This is a genomic window from Agromyces aerolatus (assembly GCF_031432255.1).
GTDB lineage: Bacteria > Actinomycetota > Actinomycetes > Actinomycetales > Microbacteriaceae > Agromyces.
In genome coordinates, this window is the sequence record NZ_JAVKGQ010000007.1 from 95,685 (window position 1) to 116,137 (window position 20,453).

Annotated in this window: 19 protein-coding genes; 11 read left to right on the forward strand and 8 right to left on the reverse strand. The window is 70.9% G+C overall.

The window, feature by feature from the left end; translation table 11 throughout:
- Positions 1-115: 115 nt before the first annotated feature.
- Both RH864_RS10855 and RH864_RS10860 read right to left on the reverse strand, forming a co-directional pair.
- Positions 116-1,834 carry a phospho-sugar mutase gene (locus RH864_RS10855; RefSeq protein ID WP_310517569.1) on the reverse strand — a complete coding sequence of 573 codons (1,719 nt, stop codon included), beginning with the start codon at positions 1,832-1,834 and terminating at the stop codon, positions 116-118.
- Between the two features lie 38 nt (positions 1,835-1,872).
- Positions 1,873-2,700 (reverse strand): purine-nucleoside phosphorylase, encoded by an 828-nt coding sequence (locus tag RH864_RS10860; RefSeq protein WP_310517570.1) that lies wholly within the window; start codon positions 2,698-2,700, stop codon positions 1,873-1,875.
- A gap of 144 nt (positions 2,701-2,844) precedes the next feature.
- On the opposite strand from RH864_RS10860, the gene RH864_RS10865 reads away from it, so the two are divergent.
- On the forward strand, positions 2,845-4,281 hold the full coding sequence (locus RH864_RS10865; protein WP_310517571.1) for an NAD(P)H-quinone dehydrogenase: 1,437 nt from the start codon (positions 2,845-2,847) through the stop codon (positions 4,279-4,281).
- Between the two features lie 140 nt (positions 4,282-4,421).
- Complete coding sequence (locus RH864_RS10870; protein ID WP_310517572.1) at positions 4,422-5,927, forward strand: APC family permease; 1,506 nt, start codon at positions 4,422-4,424, stop codon at positions 5,925-5,927.
- A gap of 87 nt (positions 5,928-6,014) precedes the next feature.
- Here the strand turns inward: RH864_RS10870 and RH864_RS10875 are convergent, their stop codons facing one another.
- The gene (locus RH864_RS10875) at positions 6,015-7,508 is read right to left on the reverse strand and encodes a DHA2 family efflux MFS transporter permease subunit (protein ID WP_310517573.1); all 1,494 of its coding nucleotides are present in this window, start codon (positions 7,506-7,508) and stop codon (positions 6,015-6,017) included.
- A 106-nt stretch (positions 7,509-7,614) separates the two neighbouring features.
- Between RH864_RS10875 and RH864_RS10880 the strand changes: the two genes are divergently transcribed.
- The 5 genes from RH864_RS10880 to RH864_RS10900 all read left to right on the forward strand — a co-directional run bounded on the left by RH864_RS10880 (position 7,615) and on the right by RH864_RS10900 (position 10,620).
- Positions 7,615-8,262: a TetR family transcriptional regulator gene (locus RH864_RS10880; RefSeq protein ID WP_310517574.1), complete on the forward strand. Its 648-nt coding sequence runs from the start codon at positions 7,615-7,617 to the stop codon at positions 8,260-8,262.
- Between the two features lie 300 nt (positions 8,263-8,562).
- The gene (locus RH864_RS10885; protein WP_310517575.1) at positions 8,563-9,024 is read left to right on the forward strand and encodes a hypothetical protein; all 462 of its coding nucleotides are present in this window, start codon (positions 8,563-8,565) and stop codon (positions 9,022-9,024) included.
- The gene (locus RH864_RS10890; protein WP_310517576.1) at positions 9,021-9,395 is read left to right on the forward strand and encodes a hypothetical protein; all 375 of its coding nucleotides are present in this window, start codon (positions 9,021-9,023) and stop codon (positions 9,393-9,395) included. Before RH864_RS10885 ends, RH864_RS10890 begins: the two co-directional genes overlap by 4 nt.
- An 83-nt stretch (positions 9,396-9,478) precedes the next feature.
- Complete coding sequence (locus RH864_RS10895; RefSeq protein WP_310517577.1) at positions 9,479-10,048, forward strand: YdeI/OmpD-associated family protein; 570 nt, start codon at positions 9,479-9,481, stop codon at positions 10,046-10,048.
- Positions 10,049-10,161: 113 nt separating this feature from the next.
- On the forward strand, positions 10,162-10,620 hold the full coding sequence (locus tag RH864_RS10900; protein ID WP_310517578.1) for an Hsp20/alpha crystallin family protein: 459 nt from the start codon (positions 10,162-10,164) through the stop codon (positions 10,618-10,620).
- A gap of 59 nt (positions 10,621-10,679) precedes the next feature.
- Here RH864_RS10900 and RH864_RS10905 read toward each other — a convergent pair whose 3' ends face one another.
- The 3 genes from RH864_RS10905 to RH864_RS10915 form a co-directional block, all read right to left on the reverse strand.
- Entirely contained in the window at positions 10,680-11,297 is a 618-nt protein-coding gene (locus RH864_RS10905; RefSeq protein ID WP_310517579.1) for a hypothetical protein, read from the reverse strand.
- Between the two features lie 89 nt (positions 11,298-11,386).
- Positions 11,387-13,165: an acetyl/propionyl/methylcrotonyl-CoA carboxylase subunit alpha gene (locus RH864_RS10910; RefSeq protein ID WP_310517580.1), complete on the reverse strand. Its 1,779-nt coding sequence runs from the start codon at positions 13,163-13,165 to the stop codon at positions 11,387-11,389.
- A gap of 92 nt (positions 13,166-13,257) precedes the next feature.
- The gene (locus RH864_RS10915; RefSeq protein ID WP_310517581.1) at positions 13,258-13,899 is read right to left on the reverse strand and encodes a Maf family protein; all 642 of its coding nucleotides are present in this window, start codon (positions 13,897-13,899) and stop codon (positions 13,258-13,260) included.
- A 46-nt stretch (positions 13,900-13,945) separates the two neighbouring features.
- Between RH864_RS10915 and RH864_RS10920 the strand changes: the two genes are divergently transcribed.
- The 4 genes from RH864_RS10920 to RH864_RS10935 all read left to right on the forward strand — a co-directional run bounded on the left by RH864_RS10920 (position 13,946) and on the right by RH864_RS10935 (position 18,256).
- Positions 13,946-15,250 (forward strand): class I SAM-dependent RNA methyltransferase, encoded by a 1,305-nt coding sequence (locus tag RH864_RS10920; protein WP_310517582.1) that lies wholly within the window; start codon positions 13,946-13,948, stop codon positions 15,248-15,250.
- A gap of 93 nt (positions 15,251-15,343) precedes the next feature.
- Entirely contained in the window at positions 15,344-15,994 is a 651-nt protein-coding gene (locus RH864_RS10925) for a response regulator transcription factor (RefSeq protein WP_310517649.1), read from the forward strand.
- Positions 15,995-16,001: 7 nt separating this feature from the next.
- Positions 16,002-17,246 (forward strand): sensor histidine kinase, encoded by a 1,245-nt coding sequence (locus RH864_RS10930; RefSeq protein ID WP_310517583.1) that lies wholly within the window; start codon positions 16,002-16,004, stop codon positions 17,244-17,246.
- Positions 17,243-18,256, forward strand: coding sequence for a hypothetical protein (locus tag RH864_RS10935; RefSeq protein WP_310517584.1), 1,014 nt, complete (start codon positions 17,243-17,245; stop codon positions 18,254-18,256). The genes RH864_RS10930 and RH864_RS10935 overlap by 4 nt, the downstream gene beginning before the upstream one ends.
- Before the next feature lie 300 nt (positions 18,257-18,556).
- On the opposite strand, the gene RH864_RS10940 is transcribed toward RH864_RS10935, so the two are convergent.
- Both RH864_RS10940 and RH864_RS10945 read right to left on the reverse strand, forming a co-directional pair.
- Positions 18,557-18,784, reverse strand: coding sequence for an acyl-CoA carboxylase epsilon subunit (locus RH864_RS10940; RefSeq protein WP_310517585.1), 228 nt, complete (start codon positions 18,782-18,784; stop codon positions 18,557-18,559).
- A 3-nt stretch (positions 18,785-18,787) separates the two neighbouring features.
- Positions 18,788-20,377 (reverse strand): acyl-CoA carboxylase subunit beta, encoded by a 1,590-nt coding sequence (locus tag RH864_RS10945; RefSeq protein ID WP_396129967.1) that lies wholly within the window; start codon positions 20,375-20,377, stop codon positions 18,788-18,790.
- Positions 20,378-20,453: the final 76 nt, after the last annotated feature.

A 20,453-nucleotide genomic window follows, 5' to 3' on the forward strand; every position in this document is an offset into this window, starting at 1 on the left:
GACCGAGCTGTACCGAGTGAGGCCGTTCGACGTGAACATTCGGCCCGATTCGGTAACACTCGGTCGCTACGCCGGGTCCGGCCGGCCGGCCGGCCGGCCGGGCGCGCCGGGCCGGTCAGGCGACGAGTGTGCGAAGCGCGGCCTCGAGGGCGATGACGGTGGCGGATGCCGCGGAGCGGCGTTCGGCCACGGACCCCGCCGCCGACACGGCGTCGATGTAGATCTTGAGCTTCGGCTCGGTGCCACTGGGGCGGACCGTGACCCGGCTTCCGCCCTCGACGACGATCCGCAGCACGTCGGACGGCGGCAGGTCGTCGAACCCGTCCGCCAGGTCGTCGATGCGTTCGACGCGGGAGGTGCCGAGCGTCGCGGGCGGGTGCGTGCGGAGCCGGGTCATGACCGCGGCGATGCGCGAGAGGTCGGTCACCCGGATCGAGATCTGCGTGGAGGCGAAGCATCCGAATCGCTCGACGAACGCGTCGAGGTGCTCGGCGACCGTGCGTCCCTCGGCCTTCAGACCGGTGGCGAGATCGAGGAACGCGAGCGCCGCCGAGATGCCGTCCTTGTCGCGCACGGTGTGCGCGTTGACCAGATAGCCGAGCGCCTCCTCGAACCCGTACACGATGCCCGGTGCGCGCGAGATCCACTTGAACCCGGTCAGCGTCGCGCGGAAGTCGAGCCCGTACGCCTCGGCGACGGTCTGCAGGCCGGGGGAGGAGACGATCGAGCACGCGAGCGTGCCGTCGCCGCCGCCGTCGGGGCCGGCGGCGAGCTCGGCGGCGCGCCAGCCGAGCAGCAGACCGACCTCGTTGCCGGTGAGGCGACGGTAGCCCACCTCCGACGTGGGGTCGGGGATGGCGACCGCGAGCCGGTCGGCGTCGGGGTCGTTGGCGATGATCAGCTCCGCGCCGACCTCGCGCGCCCGCGCGAACGCCAGGTCCATCGCGCCCGGCTCCTCGGGGTTCGGGAACGACACGGTCGGGAACGCCGGGTCGGGGGCGATCTGGGCGTCGACCAGCGCGGGGGGCGCGAAGCCGGCCGTCTCGAGGACGCGTGCGAAGGTCTCCCAGCCGACGCCGTGCATGGCGGTGTACACCGTGCTCGGCTGGTGCCGCGCGGCGGCGCCCGCATGGGAGGCCAGCTGTGCGGTCTCGCGCACGTAGTCGTCGACGATCGACTCGGGCGCCGTCTCGAACTCGCCGCGGGGCAGCTCGGGCACCGTGGTGCCGTCGGCCACGCGCTGGATATGCGCCGCGATCTCGGCGTCGGCCGGCGCGACGATCTGCGAGCCGCCGTGTTCGCCGCCGAGGTACACCTTGTAGCCGTTGTCGTTCGGCGGATTGTGGCTCGCCGTCACCATGACGCCCGCGCTCGCCTCGAGGTGGCGTACCGCGAAGGCGAGGACGGGCGTCGGCAGCAGGCGGGGGAGCAGGATCGCCCGCACACCCGCGCCCGCCATGATCTCGGCCGAGTCCCGCGCGAACACGGCCGAGTTCTTGCGCCCGTCGTAGCCGATGACCACCGACGGCGTCGCGCCCGGGCGTGCGTGCTCGACGAGATACGCCGCGAGCCCCGCGGCGGCCTGCGCCACGAGCACCCGGTTCATGCGGTTGGGGCCCGCGGCGATCTCACCGCGCAGGCCGGCGGTGCCGAACTCGAGCCGGCGGTCGAAGCGCTCGGCGAGCTCGGCGAGTGCCGCGCGGTCGCCGGAGCGACCGGACTCGATCAGCCCGGCGAGCTCGTCGCGGGTCTCCGGGTCGGGATCCTGCGCGATCCACGACTCGGCCAGGGCGATACGCTGCGCGTCGTCCTCGGACAGCTGGACCTCCGCCATCGGTGCCTCCTCCAGGTGAGCGGGTGCGTGTCGCGCGGCTAGAGCGCGCCGACGATGTCGGCGAGCAGCTTCGAGATCACGGGCTCCGCCGCCCGGCCGGCCTCCAGGACCTCCTCGTGACTGAGCGGGGTCTTCTGGATGCCCGCGGCGAGGTTGGTCATGAGCGACATGCCGAGGATCTCCATGCCCGCCTCGCGCGCGGCGATCGCCTCGAGCGCGGTCGACATGCCGACGAGGTGACCGCCGATGGTCTTGGCCATCTGCACCTCGGCCGGCGTCTCGTAGTGCGGGCCGCGGAACTGGCAGTAGACGCCCTCGTCGAGGTTCGGCTCGATCGAGCGCGCGAGCTCGCGCAGCCGCGACGAGTAGAGGTCGGTGAGGTCGATGAACGTCGCGCCCTCGAGCGGCGAGTCCGCGGTGAGGTTGAGATGGTCGCTGATGAGCACGGGTGTGCCCGGCGTCCAGTGCTCCTTGATGCCGCCGGCGCCGTTGGTGAGGATCATGATCCGGGCTCCGGCTGCGGCGGCCGTGCGCACCGAGTGCACCACGCGGCGGACCCCGTGGCCCTCGTAGTAGTGGGTGCGCGCCCCGATGACGAGCGCGTGCGTGCCGTTCGGCAGCCGCACCGAACGCAGCGTGCCGACGTGTCCCTCGAGGGCGGGCTTCGAGAAGCCCGGGACCTCGCTCGCGGGGATGGTGTGCGTGGTCTCGCCGATCAGGTCGGCCGCCTTGCCCCAGCCCGAGCCGAGGGTGAGTGCGACATCGTGGCGGGCGACCCCGGTCAGCTCGGCGATGCGGTCGGCCGCCTCCTGGGCGATGACGAACGGATCGGCGGCGGGGTCGTCGAGCGGGTTCAGATCCTGCATCCCCCCATGCTAGTGAGCGGGCGGATGCCTCGGGCGGCCGTTGCTCGTGTGCGCGCTCGCCGGCACGCGTGCCGCGCTCGGGCACGTTCGGCCCGCCCTCGGCCTCGTTTGGCGGCCTCTCCGACGCTGGGACAGAATATGAACATGGCCTACGAGTTCGAGCGCACCCAGAGAATCGCCGTCCTCGGAGGAGGCCCCGGCGGCTACGAGGCCGCGCTCGCGGGCGCCCAGCTGGGCGCGGAGGTCACGCTCATCGAGCGCGCAGGGGTCGGCGGCTCGGCCGTGCTCACCGACGTCGTCCCGTCGAAATCGCTCATCGCGACCGCGGAGGCATCCAATGCCGTGAAGGAGGCCGCCGATCTCGGCGTGCAGTTCTATGCGAAGGGTGACGCCGAGCACGCGAGGGCCATGAAGCCGCAGGTCGCGATCAACCTGGCCGCGGTGAACAAGCGGCTCCTGGGGCTCGCGGCGCAGCAGTCGCAGGACATGCGCCAGAACCTGCTCGAGGCGGGCGTCAACCTCGTGCAGGGCGAAGGCCGGCTCGACGGGCCGAACGCCCTCATCGTGTCCACGGCGAAGGGCGGCACGGACTTCGACCGGATCGAGGCCGACACGCTCGTGATCTCGGTGGGCGCCACGCCGCGCGTGCTCCCGAGCGCGGTGCCCGACGGCGAACGCATCCTGACGTGGAAGCAGCTCTACGAGCTGCAGGAGATCCCCGAGCACCTCATCGTCGTGGGCTCGGGCGTCACCGGGGCCGAGTTCGCGTCCGCCTACCGAGCGCTGGGCGCCGCGGTCACGCTCATCTCGAGCCGCGATCAGGTGCTGCCGGGCGAGGACGCGGATGCCGCCGCGGTCATCGAGAAGGTCTTCACGCGGAACGGCATGAAGGTGCTGAACAAGTCCCGGGCCGAGTCGGTGCGCCGCGAGGGCGACGGCGTCGTGGCGACGCTCACCGACGGGCGCGAGGTGCACGGCAGCCACTGCCTGATGGCGGTCGGCGCGGTGCCGAACACGGCCGACCTGGGGCTCGCCGAGGCCGGGGTGCAGCTCGCCGAGAGCGGGCACATCCGGGTGAACCGGGTGGCACGGACCTCGATGCCGAACATCTACGCCGCGGGCGACTGCACGACGTTCCTCCCGCTCGCCTCGGTCGCGTCGATGCAGGGCCGTACGGCGGTGTTCCACGCGATGGGCGACATCGTCGACCCGCCGGAGAACCGCAACATCACCTCGAACATCTTCACCCAGCCCGAGATCGCCACGGTCGGCTGGACCGAGAAGGAGATCGAGGAGGGCATGGTCCCCGGCGTGGTCTACAAGCTGCCGCTCTCGTCGAATCCGCGCGCGAAGATGATGGGCATCCGCGACGGGTTCGTGAAGCTGTTCGCCTCGAGCGGCTCGGGTGCGATCATCGGCGGGGTCGTCGTCGCCCCGAAGGCGTCCGAGCTGATCTTCTCGCTCGCGCTCGCAGTCGAGCACCGGCTCACGGTCGACCAGTTCGCCGAGGCGTTCCCGGTCTACCCGTCGCTCACGGGGTCGCTGACCGACGCCGCGCGCGCGATGCACATCGTTCGCTGAACTCCCGACTCTCTCCCCAAGTTCCCCGCGAACGGCCCCGTCCGGAGCCGCACGACGTACGCTTGGACGGTCGGCGCCGCGGGGGCGAGCTCCGGCCACCGGCATGCTCCAGCGCCGGTGCAGTTCGAGGGGGAACTCACATGAACCTGCGTGTGAAATCGGTCGAGGCGTCGATCGCCGACGCCCACGATGAAGAGCGCAGCCTCAAGCGCTCGCTCGGGACCTGGGATCTCGCGCTCATGGGCATCGCGGTCGCGGTCGGCGCGGGCATCTTCTCGGTCGGGGCCCAGGCCGCCGCGAACTTCGCGGGCCCGTCGGTCATCGTCTCGTTCGTGCTCGCGGCCGTCACGTGCGGGCTCGCGATCATGTGCTACGCCGAGTTCGCCTCGACCGTGCCGGTCGCCGGGAGCGCCTACACCTTCACGTACGCCACCATGGGCGAGCTGCTCGCGTGGATCATCGGCTGGGACCTGATTCTCGAGATGTTCACGGCCGCGGCCGTGCTCGCGAAGTACTGGGGCGTCTACCTCGGCGAGGCGCTCCTGGCGTTCGGGGTACCGTTCCCGTCCACATTCGAGATCGGCGGGCTCACGGTGAGCTGGCCCGCGTTCCTCATCGTCGCGATCTTCACCGCGCTGCTCGTCGCCGGCACCCAGCTCACCGCGCGAGTCGGGGCGGTCTTCACGCTCATCAAGGTCGGCATCGTGCTGTTCGTGATCGTGGTCGGCTTCTTCTTCGTGCGCGCCGTGAACTTCACCCCGTTCATCCCCGAGCCGGTGCCCACCGGCGGCGGCCGCGAGGACGCGTGGACGCAGTCGCTGTTCTCGTGGGCGACCGGGGCCGAACCGGCGCAGTACGGGGTCTTCGGCATGCTCGCCGCCGCATCGCTCGTGTTCTTCGCCTTCATCGGGTTCGACGTCGTCGCCACCAGCGCCGAAGAGGTCCGCGACCCGCAGCGCCGCCTGCCGCGCGGGATCTTCCTCGGGCTCGGCATCGTCACCGCGCTCTATGTGCTCGTCTCGATCGTCATGACCGGCATGGTCTCCTACCGTGAGCTCGCGGAACAGGAGACCCCGTCGCTCGCGACGGCGTTCCGGCTCGTCGGTCAGGACTGGGCCTCGGCGGTGATCTCGCTCGGCGCGCTCGCGGGGCTCACGACCGTGATCATGGTGCTGCTGCTCGGCCTGTCGCGCATCGTCTTCGCGCTCAGCCGTGACGGGTTGCTGCCGCGCTGGCTCTCGAAGACGACGACTCGCACGAAGACCCCGGCCCGCATCCAGATCATCGGCGGTCTCATCGTCGCGCTCATCGCCGCGTTCACCGACGTCGGCCTGCTCGAAGAGATGATCAACATCGGCACGCTCTCGGCGTTCGTGCTCGTGAGCCTCGGGGTCGTCGTGCTGCGCCGCACGCGGCCGGATCTCAAGCGCGGCTTCCGGGTGCCGTGGTCGCCCGTGCTGCCGATCCTCTCGGCGGTGCTCTGCTTCTGGCTGATGCTGAACCTCACCACGCTCACCTGGGTGCGGTTCCTCGTCTGGCTCGCGCTCGGCGTGGTCATCTACCTGCTCTACGGCCGGCGCCGCTCGCGGCTCGCCGGCGGGGGAGTCAGCGAGGTCGAGCTGCCCACGCCGCAGGGCAGTCTCTGACGCCGTCGGCAGCCCGGCCGAGGCGCGCGGCGACCGCGGTGAGCTCGGCGACCGCGGCGACCGCGGCGACCGCGGCGACCCCGGCGATCAGTGGGTCATGATCGGCTGCTCGTCCGAGACATCCGTCTCGTTCGAGGCATCCGCCGCGGGTCGCCGCACGAAGCAGGCGAGCACGACCGCGCCCAGCGCGATGATCGCGCCCGTGACGAACGCCGAGTGGATGCCGCTCGCGGTCGCCTCGACCACGGCGTCGCCGCGCTCGAGGCCCGAGGCGAGGCCGAGCGACATCATGGTCACGAAGAGCGCCGTGCCCGCCGCGCCGGCCAGCTGCTGCACGGTGCCGACGATCGCGCTGCCGTGCGGGTACAGGGGGCGCGGGAGCGAGCCGAGCGCCGAGGTGAGCAGCGGTGTGAACACGAACCCGAGCCCGAGGTTGAGCGCGAGGTGCACGGCGATGATCCACCACACGGGCGTGTCGACGCCGAAGGTGGTCATGCCCCAGAGCGCGGCCGCGGCCACGATCATGCCGGGGATGACGAGCGGCCGGGGGCCGAACCGGTCGAACAGCGAGCCGACGATGGGTGCGATCACGCCCATGAGCACGCCGCCGGGCAGCAGCATGAGGCCGGTCTCGAGCGTCGACAGGCCGAGCACCTGCTGCAGGTAGATCGGCAGCAGCACGAGAGTGCCGAACATGGCGCCCATCGCGACGACGACGAGCACGACGGCGAGCGAGAACGAGCGCGAGGTGAAGGTGCGCAGGTCGAGCAGGGCACGGTCCTCGCGCTGCAGGAAGAGCTGACGGAAGACGAACGCGACGAGCGCGAGCGCCCCGACGACGATCGGGATCCACACCGGGATGGGCGCGTGGCCCGTCGCCGCCTCGCCGATGCTGCTCAGCCCGTAGATCAGCCCGCCGAACGCGAGCGCCGAGAACACGACCGAGATGAGGTCGAACCGCACGCGCTGCGGCACGGTGACGTTCTTGACCCAGATCGCGCCCAGCACGATCGCGAGCACGGCGATGGGCAGCACGATCCAGAACATCCAGCGCCAGTCGAGCGCGGAGAGGATGACACCCGAGACGGTCGGGCCGATGGCCGGGGCGACCGCGATCACGATCGAGATGACGCCCATCATGCGGCCGCGATGCGTCGGCGGCACCACGTTCAGCACGGTGGTGAACAGCAGCGGCATCATGATGGCGGTGCCGGCGGCCTGCACGATGCGCCCGGCGAGGAGGATGCCGAAGCCGGGCGCGAGCGCGGCGATCAGCGTGCCGACGGCGAAGAGCCCCATCGCGGTGAAGAACACGGTCCGGATGTTGAACCGCTCGAGCGCCCACCCGGTGAGCGGGATGACGACGGCCATCGTGAGCATGAAGCCGGTCGTGAGCCACTGCGCGGTCGCCGCGGTGATGTCGAGATCGGCCATGAGCCGCGGCAGCGCAACGCTCATGATCGTCTCGTTGAGGATGACGACGAACGCGGCCGCGACGAGCAGGGCGATCACGGGCCCGGTACGCGGGGCGGGGGAGGATGCGGGAGAGTGTGCGCCGGGGGCGGCTTGGGCGGTGGTCACCAGGGGTCCTTCGAGGTCGGATGTCTCGGGCGCGCCATTGCCCACGAGCGGCGTCGACAATTATGGCAGACTCTGCCAACTTGGCGCGAGCTGTAGAATTTCGCGCATGGCGGACGACGAACCCGACGAACCGATCGAAGCACCGCTCGGCCTGCGCGAGCGACGTCGGCAGGCGACGCGCGACGAGATCTCCGACGCGGCCCTCGACCTGTTCGAGCGCCACGGTGTCGCCGGCACCACGGTCGACGACATCGCCCACGCCGCGGGCGTGTCGCCCCGCACGTTCTTCAGGTACTTCCCGACCAAGGAGCATGCCGTCTTCGTCGACGACGAGCAGGCCGAGCTCGTGATGAGCGAGACCCTCGCCGCGGTTCGTGCGGGCGCCCCCGTGAGCACCGCGCTCGAGACCGGCTGGCTGCGACTCCTCGACGACTTCGCGCGCGAGGACGGTGCGCGCGACCGGGTGCTCCGCACCCGGCGCCTGATCGCCGCCGAGCCCTCACTGCTCGCGATCGCGCTGCAGCGCGACGAGGAGCACATCGGCATCCTCACGGCGGCCGCGGTCGCCGCGACCGGCGACGAGAGCGATGCGCTCACCGCGCGCGCGCTCGTCGCGATCGTCGCCACGACCTTCCGGCTCGCCTTCGACGAGTGGGCGCGGCGCGCTGAGGCGGATGTCGCGGCCGACGTCCGCGAGATCTACTTCGAGCTCCGCCGCGGCGTCAGCGCCTACGCGGCCGAGCTCCTCGGCTGAGCACTCGGAGGACGGACCCGGTGATGCGTTCTCTGGCGATACCCCCGGATTAATGAGATAGTAATACGCATTCAGTTCAGAGCCGAGAGAGGCCGTGGAATGCGTAGAAGGAAATCAGTGTGCATCGCAGCTGTCGTCGCTGCCATCGCGCTCATCGCATCTGGCACGCAGTCAGCAACTGCGGCTGACGCCACATGGTATGACGGGCCGACATGTCACGACGCGTGGCGCATCGAAACCGGCGCGACACTTTCGCAATCCCGAACGGGCATCCGAGGTTCAGGAGGGTCGACGGCCGGAATGAGTCGCATCACCGTGTACTTCGGCGATGCCGGCACGAGCGCATGGGCTGGGGAGGCGACGGTGAACAATGTCAGATCCTTTCGAGCCGGTCGCTTCAACGTATTCTTCTCCGGCGGTGTACCAGGCGAATGCTCCGGGAAAAGCTACGGCAGGGCGCTCGACGTCAGCCGACCGCGAGAGGGCGTACTCGTCGAACCCTCGATCGACTCGGCCGAAATCGCGGGCTGGCGAGTCGAAGTCGCCACTCGGGATGACGGATCGATCGAGCTGAGCGCTGCTCGCGGGGAGCAGGCTCACTCGGCGATGTTCAACCAGGATGCGGTGGCGCAGGGCCGCGCGCAGATGGAGGTCCTTTCCGGCGACGAGCGATCCGTGATCACCTACGATCCCGCTCGCGCGGATCGGTTCTCGATCGATCACGGCGGAGTGCTCGCGATCCGCGAGGCACTACTGAAGTGAGTTCCGCGCGGTCGCTCCTCGCGTACGCGGGTTGCGCGGTCGCGATCGTCCTCGCATTCACCGCGTGTTCGTCCATAGACCTGGAGGGCCGCTTCGTGCGCCTGGCCGAGGATCGCGGGTATGGGTGCCATCGGACAGTGCCGCCGGCTGACACAGCCGATTCCATCGTGACCTGTCGAAGTGACGAAGGCGCGGACCTCGAGTTCGTGGTGTTTTCGAGCCAAGAGGCGCGGAAGCGCGGAGAGGCGCAGTTCCTCCAGGTCGGCGACGGGAAGTTGCAGATCGGCGACGGGAAATCCAGCGGCCGCTGGATCATCTCCGGCTCCAACCGAACGGACATCGGCGCTATCGCCGCTCACCTGCCGGATTAGCGCCCGTCCGTCAGGTGGCGGGAGTCGAATGGGGAGTATGTCAGCAGCACGTGGGTGTCGGAGGCGAGGGTTAGCCTGGGCGCATGGTCTCGTTCGCCGATAAGCCGCTGATCGGGCCGCTCTCCGCCGAGGCCTGGGAGGCGTTCCTCGAGAACGATCCGCCCGAGGGTGGCGTGCGGCTCGTGCTCCGCAAGAAGACCTCCTCGGCGCCGGGAATCTCGTATGCCGAGGCGCTCGACGTCGCGCTGTGCTTCGGCTGGATCGACGGGCAGGTCAGCCGGCACGATGACGACTACGTCGCGCAGGCGTTCACGCCACGCCGCGCTCGCAGCCCGTGGTCGCAGATCAACCAGGAGCATGTGCAGCGACTCATCGACGCCGGGCGCATGCGGCCGCAGGGGCACGCCGAGATCGAGCGCGCGAAGGCCGACGGCCGCTGGGACGCGGCCTACCGCATGAGCACGGCCGGGCCCGAACCCGACTTCCAGGCCGCGCTCGACGCGAACCCCGAGGCATCCGCCTTCTGGGCCACGCTCGGCCGTTCGAAGCGCTGGCCGTTCCTCTTCCGCATCGCCGACGCCAAGCGCCCCGACACCCGGGCCCGCCGCATCCAGCAGTTCACCGAGAAGCTCGCGAACCACGAGACCCTCTGACCCGAGCATCGCTCCACTCGGGACTTGAGCTGGTTCGACTCAACTTGCTATCCTGTTCTCAAGTTGAGTCGAAGTGACTCAACATCTGATGGCATCTGATGAAGGGAGCACACATGGCCACCACCTACGACCCGTTCCGCGACCTCGACCGCATGGCGTCTGCGCTCTTCGAGACCCGGCGTGGCCCGCGTCGCATGTCCATGGATCTGTACCGCGACGGCGACCACTACGTCTTGAGCGCCGACCTGCCCGGCATCGATCCGGGCTCGGTCGACATCGACGTCGACGGGCAGCTGCTCACCATCCGCGCAGAGCGGAGCCTGCCCGCCGGTGAGGGCGTCAAGTGGATCGTGCGCGAGCGCGAGGCCGCGTCGTACCTGCGCCAGTTGAACCTCGGGCAGGGCGTCGACACCGACCGCATCTCCGCGACCTACTCGAACGGCGTCCTCAGCGTCACGATCCCGGTCAGCGAGAAGGCGAAGCCCAGGAAGATCGCCGTCGAGGGCGCCGATTCCCCCGGGACGCTCGTCCAGCACGAGCACCCGCAGGAGCAGCCGTCCGTCGAAGCCTGACCGCCTCGCGACGGGTCAGTCAGCGAACGCCCCTCCGACCGGAGGGGCGTTCGTCGTGATCAGGACCACATCGAGAGCGTGAGGAAGTAGAGCGCGAAGCCCGAATACGCGATCCAGGAGGCCGTCGTGAGGATCGTGGTGGCGAGGATGAGCTTCCACGCGCCGATGCGCTCGCGGATCGCGTGCCGCTCGGATCCGACGACCCGGCTCGAGTAGATCGACGGCACATTGACCACGATCGCGAACGTGCCGGCCACGAGGGCGAACGTGCCCAGGGTCATGAGGCCCCCGGACGGTCCCATGCCGACCGCCGGCTGCCCGCCCCACGAGAGGCTCAGGGCGATCGTCACGAGCAGGAATGCGAGCATCGCGACCGCGTTCACGAGCGACGCACGCTGCCGGAACAGGCCGAACCGGATGGCGTCATCGCTCACATCGGCTCCCTCGGCCCGGGTGCGCGCGCGACGTGCGGTCAGCTCGCGCACCACGAGGGCGATCACCGTGTACGGGATCGCGACATACGACGCGAACATGCCCACGTACAGCGTCGCGATGACCGCGGGCGTGTACCCGAAGACGACGAAACCGAAGCCCAGGATCACGAGCGTGATGACGACCGCGGCGAGGAAGCTCGGACGACGATCGGTCGGATAGCGCCCGGGAACCGCCTCGGTCATCATGCGCGCTCCGTTCGTCAGCTCCTGCGATCATGCCAGAGGTTGCGGCTGTCTCGTCGACCCGCTCGACCCGCTCGGCGGGTGGCAGCCTACGCGTCGGCGATCGAGAGCAGCACGTGGCCGCTCGAGACGGTGGCGCCCGTCTCGGCGTTCACGAGGCCGATGACGCCGTCCTTGTGCGCGACGATCGGCTGCTCCATCTTCATGGCCTCGAGCACGAGCACCAGGTCGCCCTTGACCACGCGGTCGCCCTCGGCGACCGCGACCTTGACGACGGTGGCCTGCATGGGCGCGGTCACGGCATCGCCCGTCGCGGTGTCGACCGAGTGGGCGCCGCCGCGACGCCGCGGTGCGGGGCGCGCGGTCTTCGCCGCGCCCGCACCGGTGGAATCGCCGATGAGCTTCTTCGGCAGCGAGACCTCGATGCGGCGGCCGCCGACCTCGACGACGACGTTCGTACGCTCCGCGGGCCCGCGGAGTTCGGTCGGCTCACCGGTCCACGGCTCGAGCCGGTTGTCGTACTCGGTCTCGATCCAGCGCGTGTACACCGAGAACGGGGCGTCGCCCTCGGGTGCGAACGCCGGGTTGCGCACGATGTCGCGGTGGAACGGCAGCACGGTCGGCAGACCCGTCACCTCGAACTCGTCGAGCGCACGCCGCGCGCGCGCCAGCGCCTCCTCGCGGTCCTTGCCCGTGACGATGAGCTTGGCGAGCAGCGAGTCGAACGCGCCCGAGATCTCGTCGCCCGAGGTGACGCCCGAGTCGATGCGCACGCCGGGGCCGCCGGGGAAGCGCAGCTGGTGGACGGGACCCGGCGCAGGAAGGAAGTTGCGGCCGGGGTCCTCGCCGTTGATGCGGAACTCGATCGAGTGCCCGATCGCCGCGGGGTCGTCGTAGTCCAGCACGCCGCCCTCGGCCAGCCGGAACTGCTCGCGCACGAGGTCGAGGCCCGTGACCTCCTCCGACACGGGGTGCTCGACCTGGAGGCGCGTGTTCACCTCGAGGAACGACACCGTGCCGTCCTGTCCGATGAGGAACTCGCACGTGCCGGCGCCGACGTACCCGACCTCGCGGAGGATCGCCTTCGACGCGTCGTACAGCGCCGTGACCTGAGCCTCGGAGAGGAACGGCGCGGGCGCCTCCTCGACGAGCTTCTGGTGCCGGCGCTGCAGCGAGCAGTCGCGGGTCGACACCACGACGACGTTGCCGTGCTCGTCGGCGAGGCACTGCGTCTCGACGTGGCGCGGCTGGTCCAGGTACTTCTCGACGAAGCACTCGCCGCGACCGAAGGCCGCGACGGCCTCACGCGTCGCCGAGTCGAACAGCTCGGGCACCTCTTCGCGGGTGCGGGCGACCTTGAGGCCGCGGCCGCCGCCGCCGAAGGCGGCCTTGATCGCCACGGGCAGACCATGCTCGTCGACGAACTCGAGCACCTCCGAGGCATCCGCCACGGGGTTGAGCGTGCCGGGCGCGAGCGGCGCGCCCACCTTCTCGGCCACATGCCTGGCCGAGACCTTGTCGCCGAGGCGCTCGATCGCCTCGGGCGAGGGTCCGATCCAGATCAGGCCCGCCGCCATCACCGCGCGCGCGAACTCGGGGTTCTCGGCGAGGAAGCCATAGCCGGGGTGCACCGCGTCGGCGCCCGACCGGCGGGCGACCGAGAGCAGCTTGTCGATGACGAGGTAGGTCTCGGCACTCGTTGCGCCGTCGAGCGCGTACGCCTCGTCGGCGAGCTTGGCGTGGCGGGCATCGCGGTCCTGGTCGGCGTAGACGGCGACGGAGGCGATTCCGGCGTCGCGAGCCGCGCGGACCACGCGGACGGCGATCTCACCCCGGTTGGCGATGAGGACTTTGGTGATGCGCGGCATGATCCCCAAGCCTATTCGCGGGCGCAGGCCCACCTTTGGGCGACCCCTACAAAAACGACGGGACCGGCTTGCGGACGGCGACAAATCCCGCGTCAGTGCGTGGGCGTCCAGAGATCGGTCCAGGCCACACCCAGTTCGCGGACCAGCTCGCGAAGCGTGGACAGCGAGAGGCCCACGACCGTCGAGGGATCGCCCTCGACCCGTCGGATGAACGGCCCGCCGAGGCTGTCGACCGTGAACGCGCCCGCGACCTTCAGCGGCTCGCCCGACTCGACGTACGCATCGATCTCGGCGTCGTCGAGCCGAGCGAAGCTCACGGAGGCGACCGCGGGCCGGCCGACGGCGCCCCGCACCCGCCCGCCCCGGTGGTCGATGAGCCAGTGCCCCGACCACAGCTCGCCGGTCGCGCCGTTCTGCCCGTGCCAGCGCTCTCGCGCGACCTCCGCGCGGTGCGGCTTGCCGTAGATGCGCTCGCCGAGCAGGAACGCGGAGTCGCCGCCGAGCACGAGCCCGTCGATCGGCCTCCCATCGGCGCGTGCGCCGAGCACCGCCTCGGCCTTCGCCTGGGCGAGGAGCTGGACGAGCTCGTGCGCGGCCAGCGGCCCGCGCACGGTCTCGATCTCCTCGACCAGCGCCTCCTCGTCCACACCGGGCGAGATCGTGACCGGTTCGATGCCCGCCTGTCGCAGCAGCTGGAGTCGAGCGGGAGACGTCGAGGCGAGGTACAGGCGCATGAGCCCATCCTGCCCGCCGCCACCGGGACTGTGAAAGCATCGAGGGATGCCCCGCACGCACCGCCCACGCCGATCCGGAACCCGGACGGCCTCACCCGAGCCCGTCACCGACGGGCCCGTGCTCGACCTCGAGGTCGACCGCATCGCTCACGGCGGCGTCGCGGTCGCGCGGCACGACGGACGCGTGGTCTTCGTCTCGGACGCGATCCCGGGCGAGCGCGTCCGCGCGCGCGTCACCGACGTCAGGAAGGACCGCTTCTGGCGGGCGGAGACCGTCGAGGTGCTCGACGCGTCCCCCGACCGGCGCGAGCACGTCTGGGCCGAGGCGTCCGTCGACCGCGCCCCCGAGCACCGCGCCGGTGGTGCCGAGTTCGGGCACATCCGGATGTCTCGTCAGCGCGAGCTCAAGCGAGAGGTGCTGACCGAGGCGCTGCAGCGCTTCGCGCAGCTCGAACGCGACGTCGTGGTCGAGCCGGTGGACGAGGCGCTCGCGCCGGGCGCGGACGCCGAGTCGGGTACGGGCTGGCGCACGCGGGTGCGGTTGCACGTCGACGACGCCGGCCGGGTCGGGCCCTACGCGGCGCGCAGTCACCGGGTCGTCCCGGTCACCGATCTGCCGCTCGCCGTCGAGGAGCTGCGCGCGCTGGCGCCGCTCGGCTCGAGCCTGCCCGGCGCGGGCTCCATCGACCTGATCGCGCCGGGCACGGGGGAACCTGCCGTCGTCGTCGACCAGCACGGCGCCGGCCCCCTCGTGCACGAGATCGTCGACGGACGCGAGTTCGCGCTCGACCGGGGCGGCTTCTGGCAGGTGCACCGCGGCGCGGCCGCGACCCTGAGCCGCGCGGTCCGCGACCTCGTCGACGGCGACCGGTTCGACCCCGGCGCGGCGAACCTCGACCTCTACGGCGGAGTGGGCCTGCTCGCCGCCGCCGTCGGCGACCGCTTCGGCGAGACCGTGCGGATCACGAGCGTCGAGGCCGACGCCCGTGCCACGGACCACGCCGCAGCGAACCTCGCGGACTGGGTCGGCGCACGGGCCGAGACCGGCCGGGTCGACCGGTGGCTCGGCGCCCTCGAGGCATCCGCCGACCGCGCGACGCGCGACCGTCTCGCGGCCGCGACCGTCATCCTCGACCCGCCGCGATCCGGGGCCGGGCGCGAGGTCGTCGAACGGCTCGCCGCGCTGCGACCCGCGCAGCTGGTCTACGTGGCGTGCGACCCCGTCGCACTCGCGCGCGACGTCGGCACGTTCCGCGCGCACGGCTACGAGCTCGAGGCGATCAGAGCGTTCGACCTGTTCCCCAGCACGCACCACGTCGAAGCCGTCGCGCGGCTTGCCGCTACTCTGTGAACCGTGGAGGGGAACGATTTGGCCGGGGACACGTCAGCCGCGGAGCCTTCGGTCGCGAAAGGTTCGGCCGCGAATGCGCCCGAGGGCGCGACCGTGGCCATCGTCGACGATCATGAAGCGGTCCGGCTGGGCCTCCGAGCGGCCTGCCGCGAAGCCGGGTACGACGTCGTCACCGACGCGGCCGGAGTCGCCGAGCTGCTCGACGCGCTCGACGGCCGCTCGTGCGACGTCGTGGTGCTCGACCTCTCGCTCGGGGACGGCACCGTCGTGACCGACAACGTGCGCGCGGTGCTCGCCACGGGCAGCGCGGTCCTGGTGCACAGCATCGCCGACCGCGTCGCGGCCGTCCGCGAGGCGCTCGCCGCCGGCGCCGCCGGCGTGATCCCCAAGGCGTCGCCCATGTCCGCCGTGATCGCGGCGATCGCGACCGTGGCGCGAGGCGAACCGCTCAACAACGTCGAGTGGGCCAGCGCGATCGAGGCCGACCGCGAGTTCGCGAAGGCGCAGCTCGGCCGGCGCGAGCGCGACGTGCTCCACCTGTACGCGTCCGGGCTCCCGCTGAAGCTCGTCGCCCTGCAGCTCGGTATCGCGCACTCGACCGCTCGCGAGTACCTCGACCGCATCCGCGCGAAATACGTGGAGGTCGGCCGCCCCGCGCCGACGAAGGTCGACCTGCTCCGTCGCGCCGTCGAAGACGGCATCCTCCCCGGCCTCGACGGCGAAACCGGAGATGCCCGCACCTGATGCGCCGGTGGCGCGTCCGACGACGCGCCGCCGGGCGGTGAGCCGGGCGCAGGTCGAGACCGTCTCAGCACGAGCGCTCGGCATCGCCGGCCTGGTCTTCTCCGCGCAGACGGTGCCGGCCGCGCTCGAGCAGTCCGCCGCGCTCACCGCCGGCTCGGGTATCGCGCTGATGGCCGTGCTGTACGGCGCCGCGGTCATCGTCGCCCTCGCGAGCTTCGCGAGGGTCGGCGTGCGCGGGGTCGCCGCGGCGTACGCCGTGCTGTACGTCATCGCGCTCTCGGCCTGGCCGTTCCTCGTCGCCGACCCGACGGCCCTCGGCGGGGCCCAGCCGTGGCTGTACTTCCTCTGCACCGTCGCGACGACCGCCGCGGTCGTCGCCTTCCCGGTCGGCGGAGCGATCGCCTACACGATCGGCGTGCCGTTGCTGTACGGCGTCGTTCGGCTCACGCCCGCGGGCGGCGAGGTCGGGCCCGCGCTCGCCGGATTGAACGCGGTGTACGCGCTCATCCTGGGCGTGGTCGTGCTCGTCATCATCACGATGCTCAGGCAGGCCGCCGAAGGCGTCGACCTCGCGCAGGACGCGGCACTCCAGCGATACGACATCGCGGCGCGCCAGCACGCGACGGAGACCGAACGCGTGCGCATCGATGCGCTCGTGCACGACTCGGTGCTCACGACCCTGCTGTCCGCGGCGGCCGCCGAGACCGAGCAGGAGCAGGCGCTCGCGGCGCGCATGGCCCGGGAGGCCGTGAAACGACTCGACGAAGCCGGCAGCAGCGGCCCGCGCTCGCTCGACCGAGTCCCGTTGACGGCGCTCGTGCGGCGGTTGCACACCGCGACGTCAACGCTCTTGAGCACGTTCGACGTGCGGGTCACGAACGTGGAGGGCGTCGAGTTGCCCGTCGAGGCGGTCGAGGCGCTCTACACGGCTGCGGCCCAGGCGATGGTCAACAGTGCGCAGCACGGCGACGTGGCCGGGCGCCAGGTCGACCGGCAGGTGCGGATCGCGGGCATCTCGAGCGCGGCGTGCCGCATCGAGGTCGTCGACGACGGAGCCGGATTCGACCCCGCGACCGTGCCGCAGGAGCGGCTGGGACTGCGGGTCTCCATCGAGGAGCGCATGACGAACGCCGGGGGAGCGGCCCACGTCGTGTCCCGGCCGGGCGCCGGGACCTCCATCGTGCTGACCTGGCCGGGCCCGCTGCCGACGTCGGCGCCGACGCGCCCGTCCGAGGCGGGTGACGACACATGATCACCGTCCCCCGCTGGCTGATGCTCGTGCTCGCCGTCATGTTCTCGGCCTACCACGTCGTGCTCGGCATCTCGTCGCTCGACATCCCCCGAGACCCGTGGCCCGGCATCGTCGCCCTCGGCCTCTACGCGGTGGCGACGGTGCTCAGCCTGTGGCCGGTCGAGCGCATCCGGATGCCCGACTGGCTCGCCGCGTTCGACCTGGGCGTGAGCATCGCCATCCCGCTGCTCGTCACGAGCCAGCTCGACGCCTCGGCCGACAACGGCTACGCGACCTGGTACGTCGCGGCGGTCGGCACGCTCATGACCATCGTGGCTGCCCGACGGCAGCTCGTGATCGCGTGGGTCGGCGTCGCCGCGCTCGCCGTGCAGACCGTGGTCTGGGCGGGCTTCCCCGCACTCGGCGGGCTCGGGGTGGTCGGCAGCATCGTGTGGGTGGCGATCGCGCACATGCTCACCGCCGCGCTCGCGAACGCCGCGCGCGATGCGAAGCGCTACGCGCAGGCCGAGCGTGAGGCGGCCGCGTGGCAGGCCGCGCAGGACGCCCACGTCTTCGAGGGCCGGATGCGGCTCGCGCACACCAACCGGATCGCCGCGCCCATGCTGCGGCGCATCGCCGACCGCGGCGGCGTGCTCACCGACGAACAACGGCTCGAGTGCCGGATGCTCGAGGCGGCCATCCGCGACGAGATCCGCGGCCGCATGCTGCTCACCGACCTCGTGCGGATCGAGGTGCAGCGCGCGCGCGAACGCGGCGCGGTCGTGACGCTCCTCGACGAAGGCGGCATCGACGACCTCGAGGAGCCCGCCCGCGAACGCGTGCTCACACGCCTCGCCGAGGCCATCTCGACCTCGAACGCGGACCGCATCATCGCGCGCACCGCCGCCGACGGCTCGGCGATCGCCGTGACCGTCGTCGGGCTGCTCGTGCCCGACGGGCCGTCGAGCGTCGCGGGCGACGCGGAGGACGCCGAGGTCGAGCTCTGGCTCGAGATCCCGCGCGAGGCCTGACCGCGAAGCGAGAGCTGACCGCGAAGCGAGAGCTGACCCGGGGGCATGAGATGACCCGGGGCAGGGCTGACCGGGACATGAGATGACCCGGGGCATGAGAAAGGGGGCCGGTCGATGACCGGCCCCCTTCAAGCCCGAGTCACGGCGACAACCCGAATATCGCCCTGACTCGCCCCATATTCTTCGCGAGGCCGGTTACCCGTCCGGCGTTCGCGGGCGGCTCCGAAGAGCCTGCATCTTTATCTTGGGCCACCCCGTCTGAGGGAGATAGTCGTCATTTGGGGGGACAGGATGAGGACCTCACCGTCCCCATGAGCTCCAGCGGCCGGGACCCGGCTGCAGCGGCGTGCGCATGGCGCCTCCCGCGCGCACCCAGCGACCTGCGTCGCGGGTCGAGGTCGGCGCCGAGGACGCCGCAGCGCGGTCGGCGAGCACCGCCACGAGAACGGCCGTCACGGCGGCCGCCTCTTCTGCCGAGACCTCGGTGAGGAGCCTCAGGTCCGGTTCGTTCGTCTGGTCGGTCATCATGCCCTACAGGGGGATGTTCCCGTGCTTCTTGGGCGGCAGGCTGGCCCGCTTGGTCCGGAGCGTGCGCATCGCCTTGATGATCGCCACGCGGCTGGCCGAGGGCTCGATGACGCCGTCGAGCTCACCGCGTTCGGCGGCGAGGAAGGGCGACGCGACGTTGTAGGTGTATTCGTTCGCGAGGCGCGTGCGTACGGCCGCGACGTCTTCGCCGGCCTCCTCGGCGCGCTTGATCTCCGCGCGGTAGAGGATGTTGACAGCACCCTGGCCACCCATGACGGCGATCTCGGCGGTCGGCCACGCGAGGTTGAGATCGGCGCCGAGCTGCTTCGAGCCCATGACGATGTAGGCCCCGCCGTATGCCTTGCGCGTGATCACGGTCACGAGCGGAATCGTGGCCTCGGCGTAGGCGTAGAGCAGCTTGGCGCCGCGGCGGATGACGCCGGTCCACTCCTGGTCGGTGCCTGGCAGGTAGCCGGGCACGTCGACGAGGGTCAGGATCGGGATGCCGAAGGCGTCGCAGAAGCGCACGAACCTCGCGGCCTTCTCGCCCGCGGCGATATTGAGCGTGCCGGCCATCTGGCTGGGCTGGTTCGCGATGATGCCGACCGAGCGGCCGTCGATCCGGGCGAACCCGACGACGATGTTCGGTGCGAACAGCGGCTGCACCTCGAGGAACTCGCCGTCGTCGACGACGCCCTCGATGATCTCGTGCACGTCATAGGGCTGATTGGGCGAGTCGGGGATGACCGTGTCGAGCCGGCGGTCGCCGTCGGTCACCTCGAGGTCGACCTCGGTCTCGTAGACGGGCGCCTCGGTCATGTTGTTGTCGGGCAGGTAGGACACGAGCGCGCGAGCGTAGTCGAGGGCGTCGGACTCGTCGTTGGCGAGGTAGTGCGCGACGCCCGAGACGGTGTTGTGCGTCAGCGCACCGCCGAGCTCCTCGAACCCGACCTCCTCGCCGGTCACCGTCTTGATCACGTCGGGCCCGGTGACGAACATGTGGCTGGACTTGTCGACCATGATCACGAAGTCGGTGAGCGCGGGCGAGTACACGGCACCGCCGGCGGCGGGACCCATGATGATCGAGATCTGGGGGATGACCCCCGAGGCGGCGGTGTTGCGGCGGAAGATCTCACCGTACTTCCCGAGCGCGACGACGCCCTCCTGGATCCGGGCGCCGCCCGAGTCGAGGATGCCGATGATCGGAACGCCCGTCTTCAGCGCGAGATCCATGACCTTGATGATCTTCTCGCCCGCGACCTCGCCCAGCGACCCGCCGAAGATGGTGAAGTCCTGCGAGTAGACCGCGACCTGACGGCCGTGGATCGTCCCCGTGCCGGTCACGACGGCGTCGCCGTATGGGCGGCGAGACTCCATGCCGAAGGCGTGCGTGCGGTGACGGACGAACTCGTCGAGCTCGACGAACGAACCCGGATCCAGCAGCTCGGCGATGCGCTCGCGCGCCGTCATCTTGCCCTTCGCGTGCTGCTTCTCGATCGCCGCCTCGCCCGACGCCGTCACGGCCTCGTGATAGCGGCGCTTCAGGTCGGCGAGCTTGCCGGCGGTCGTGGAGAGGTCGGGGCCGTCGTCGATCGGTTCGGTCACGCGGTTCACTCTACCGGCGCCTCTCCCCGGCACTTCGTTGAGGGTTTCCTACAAATCGCCAGGC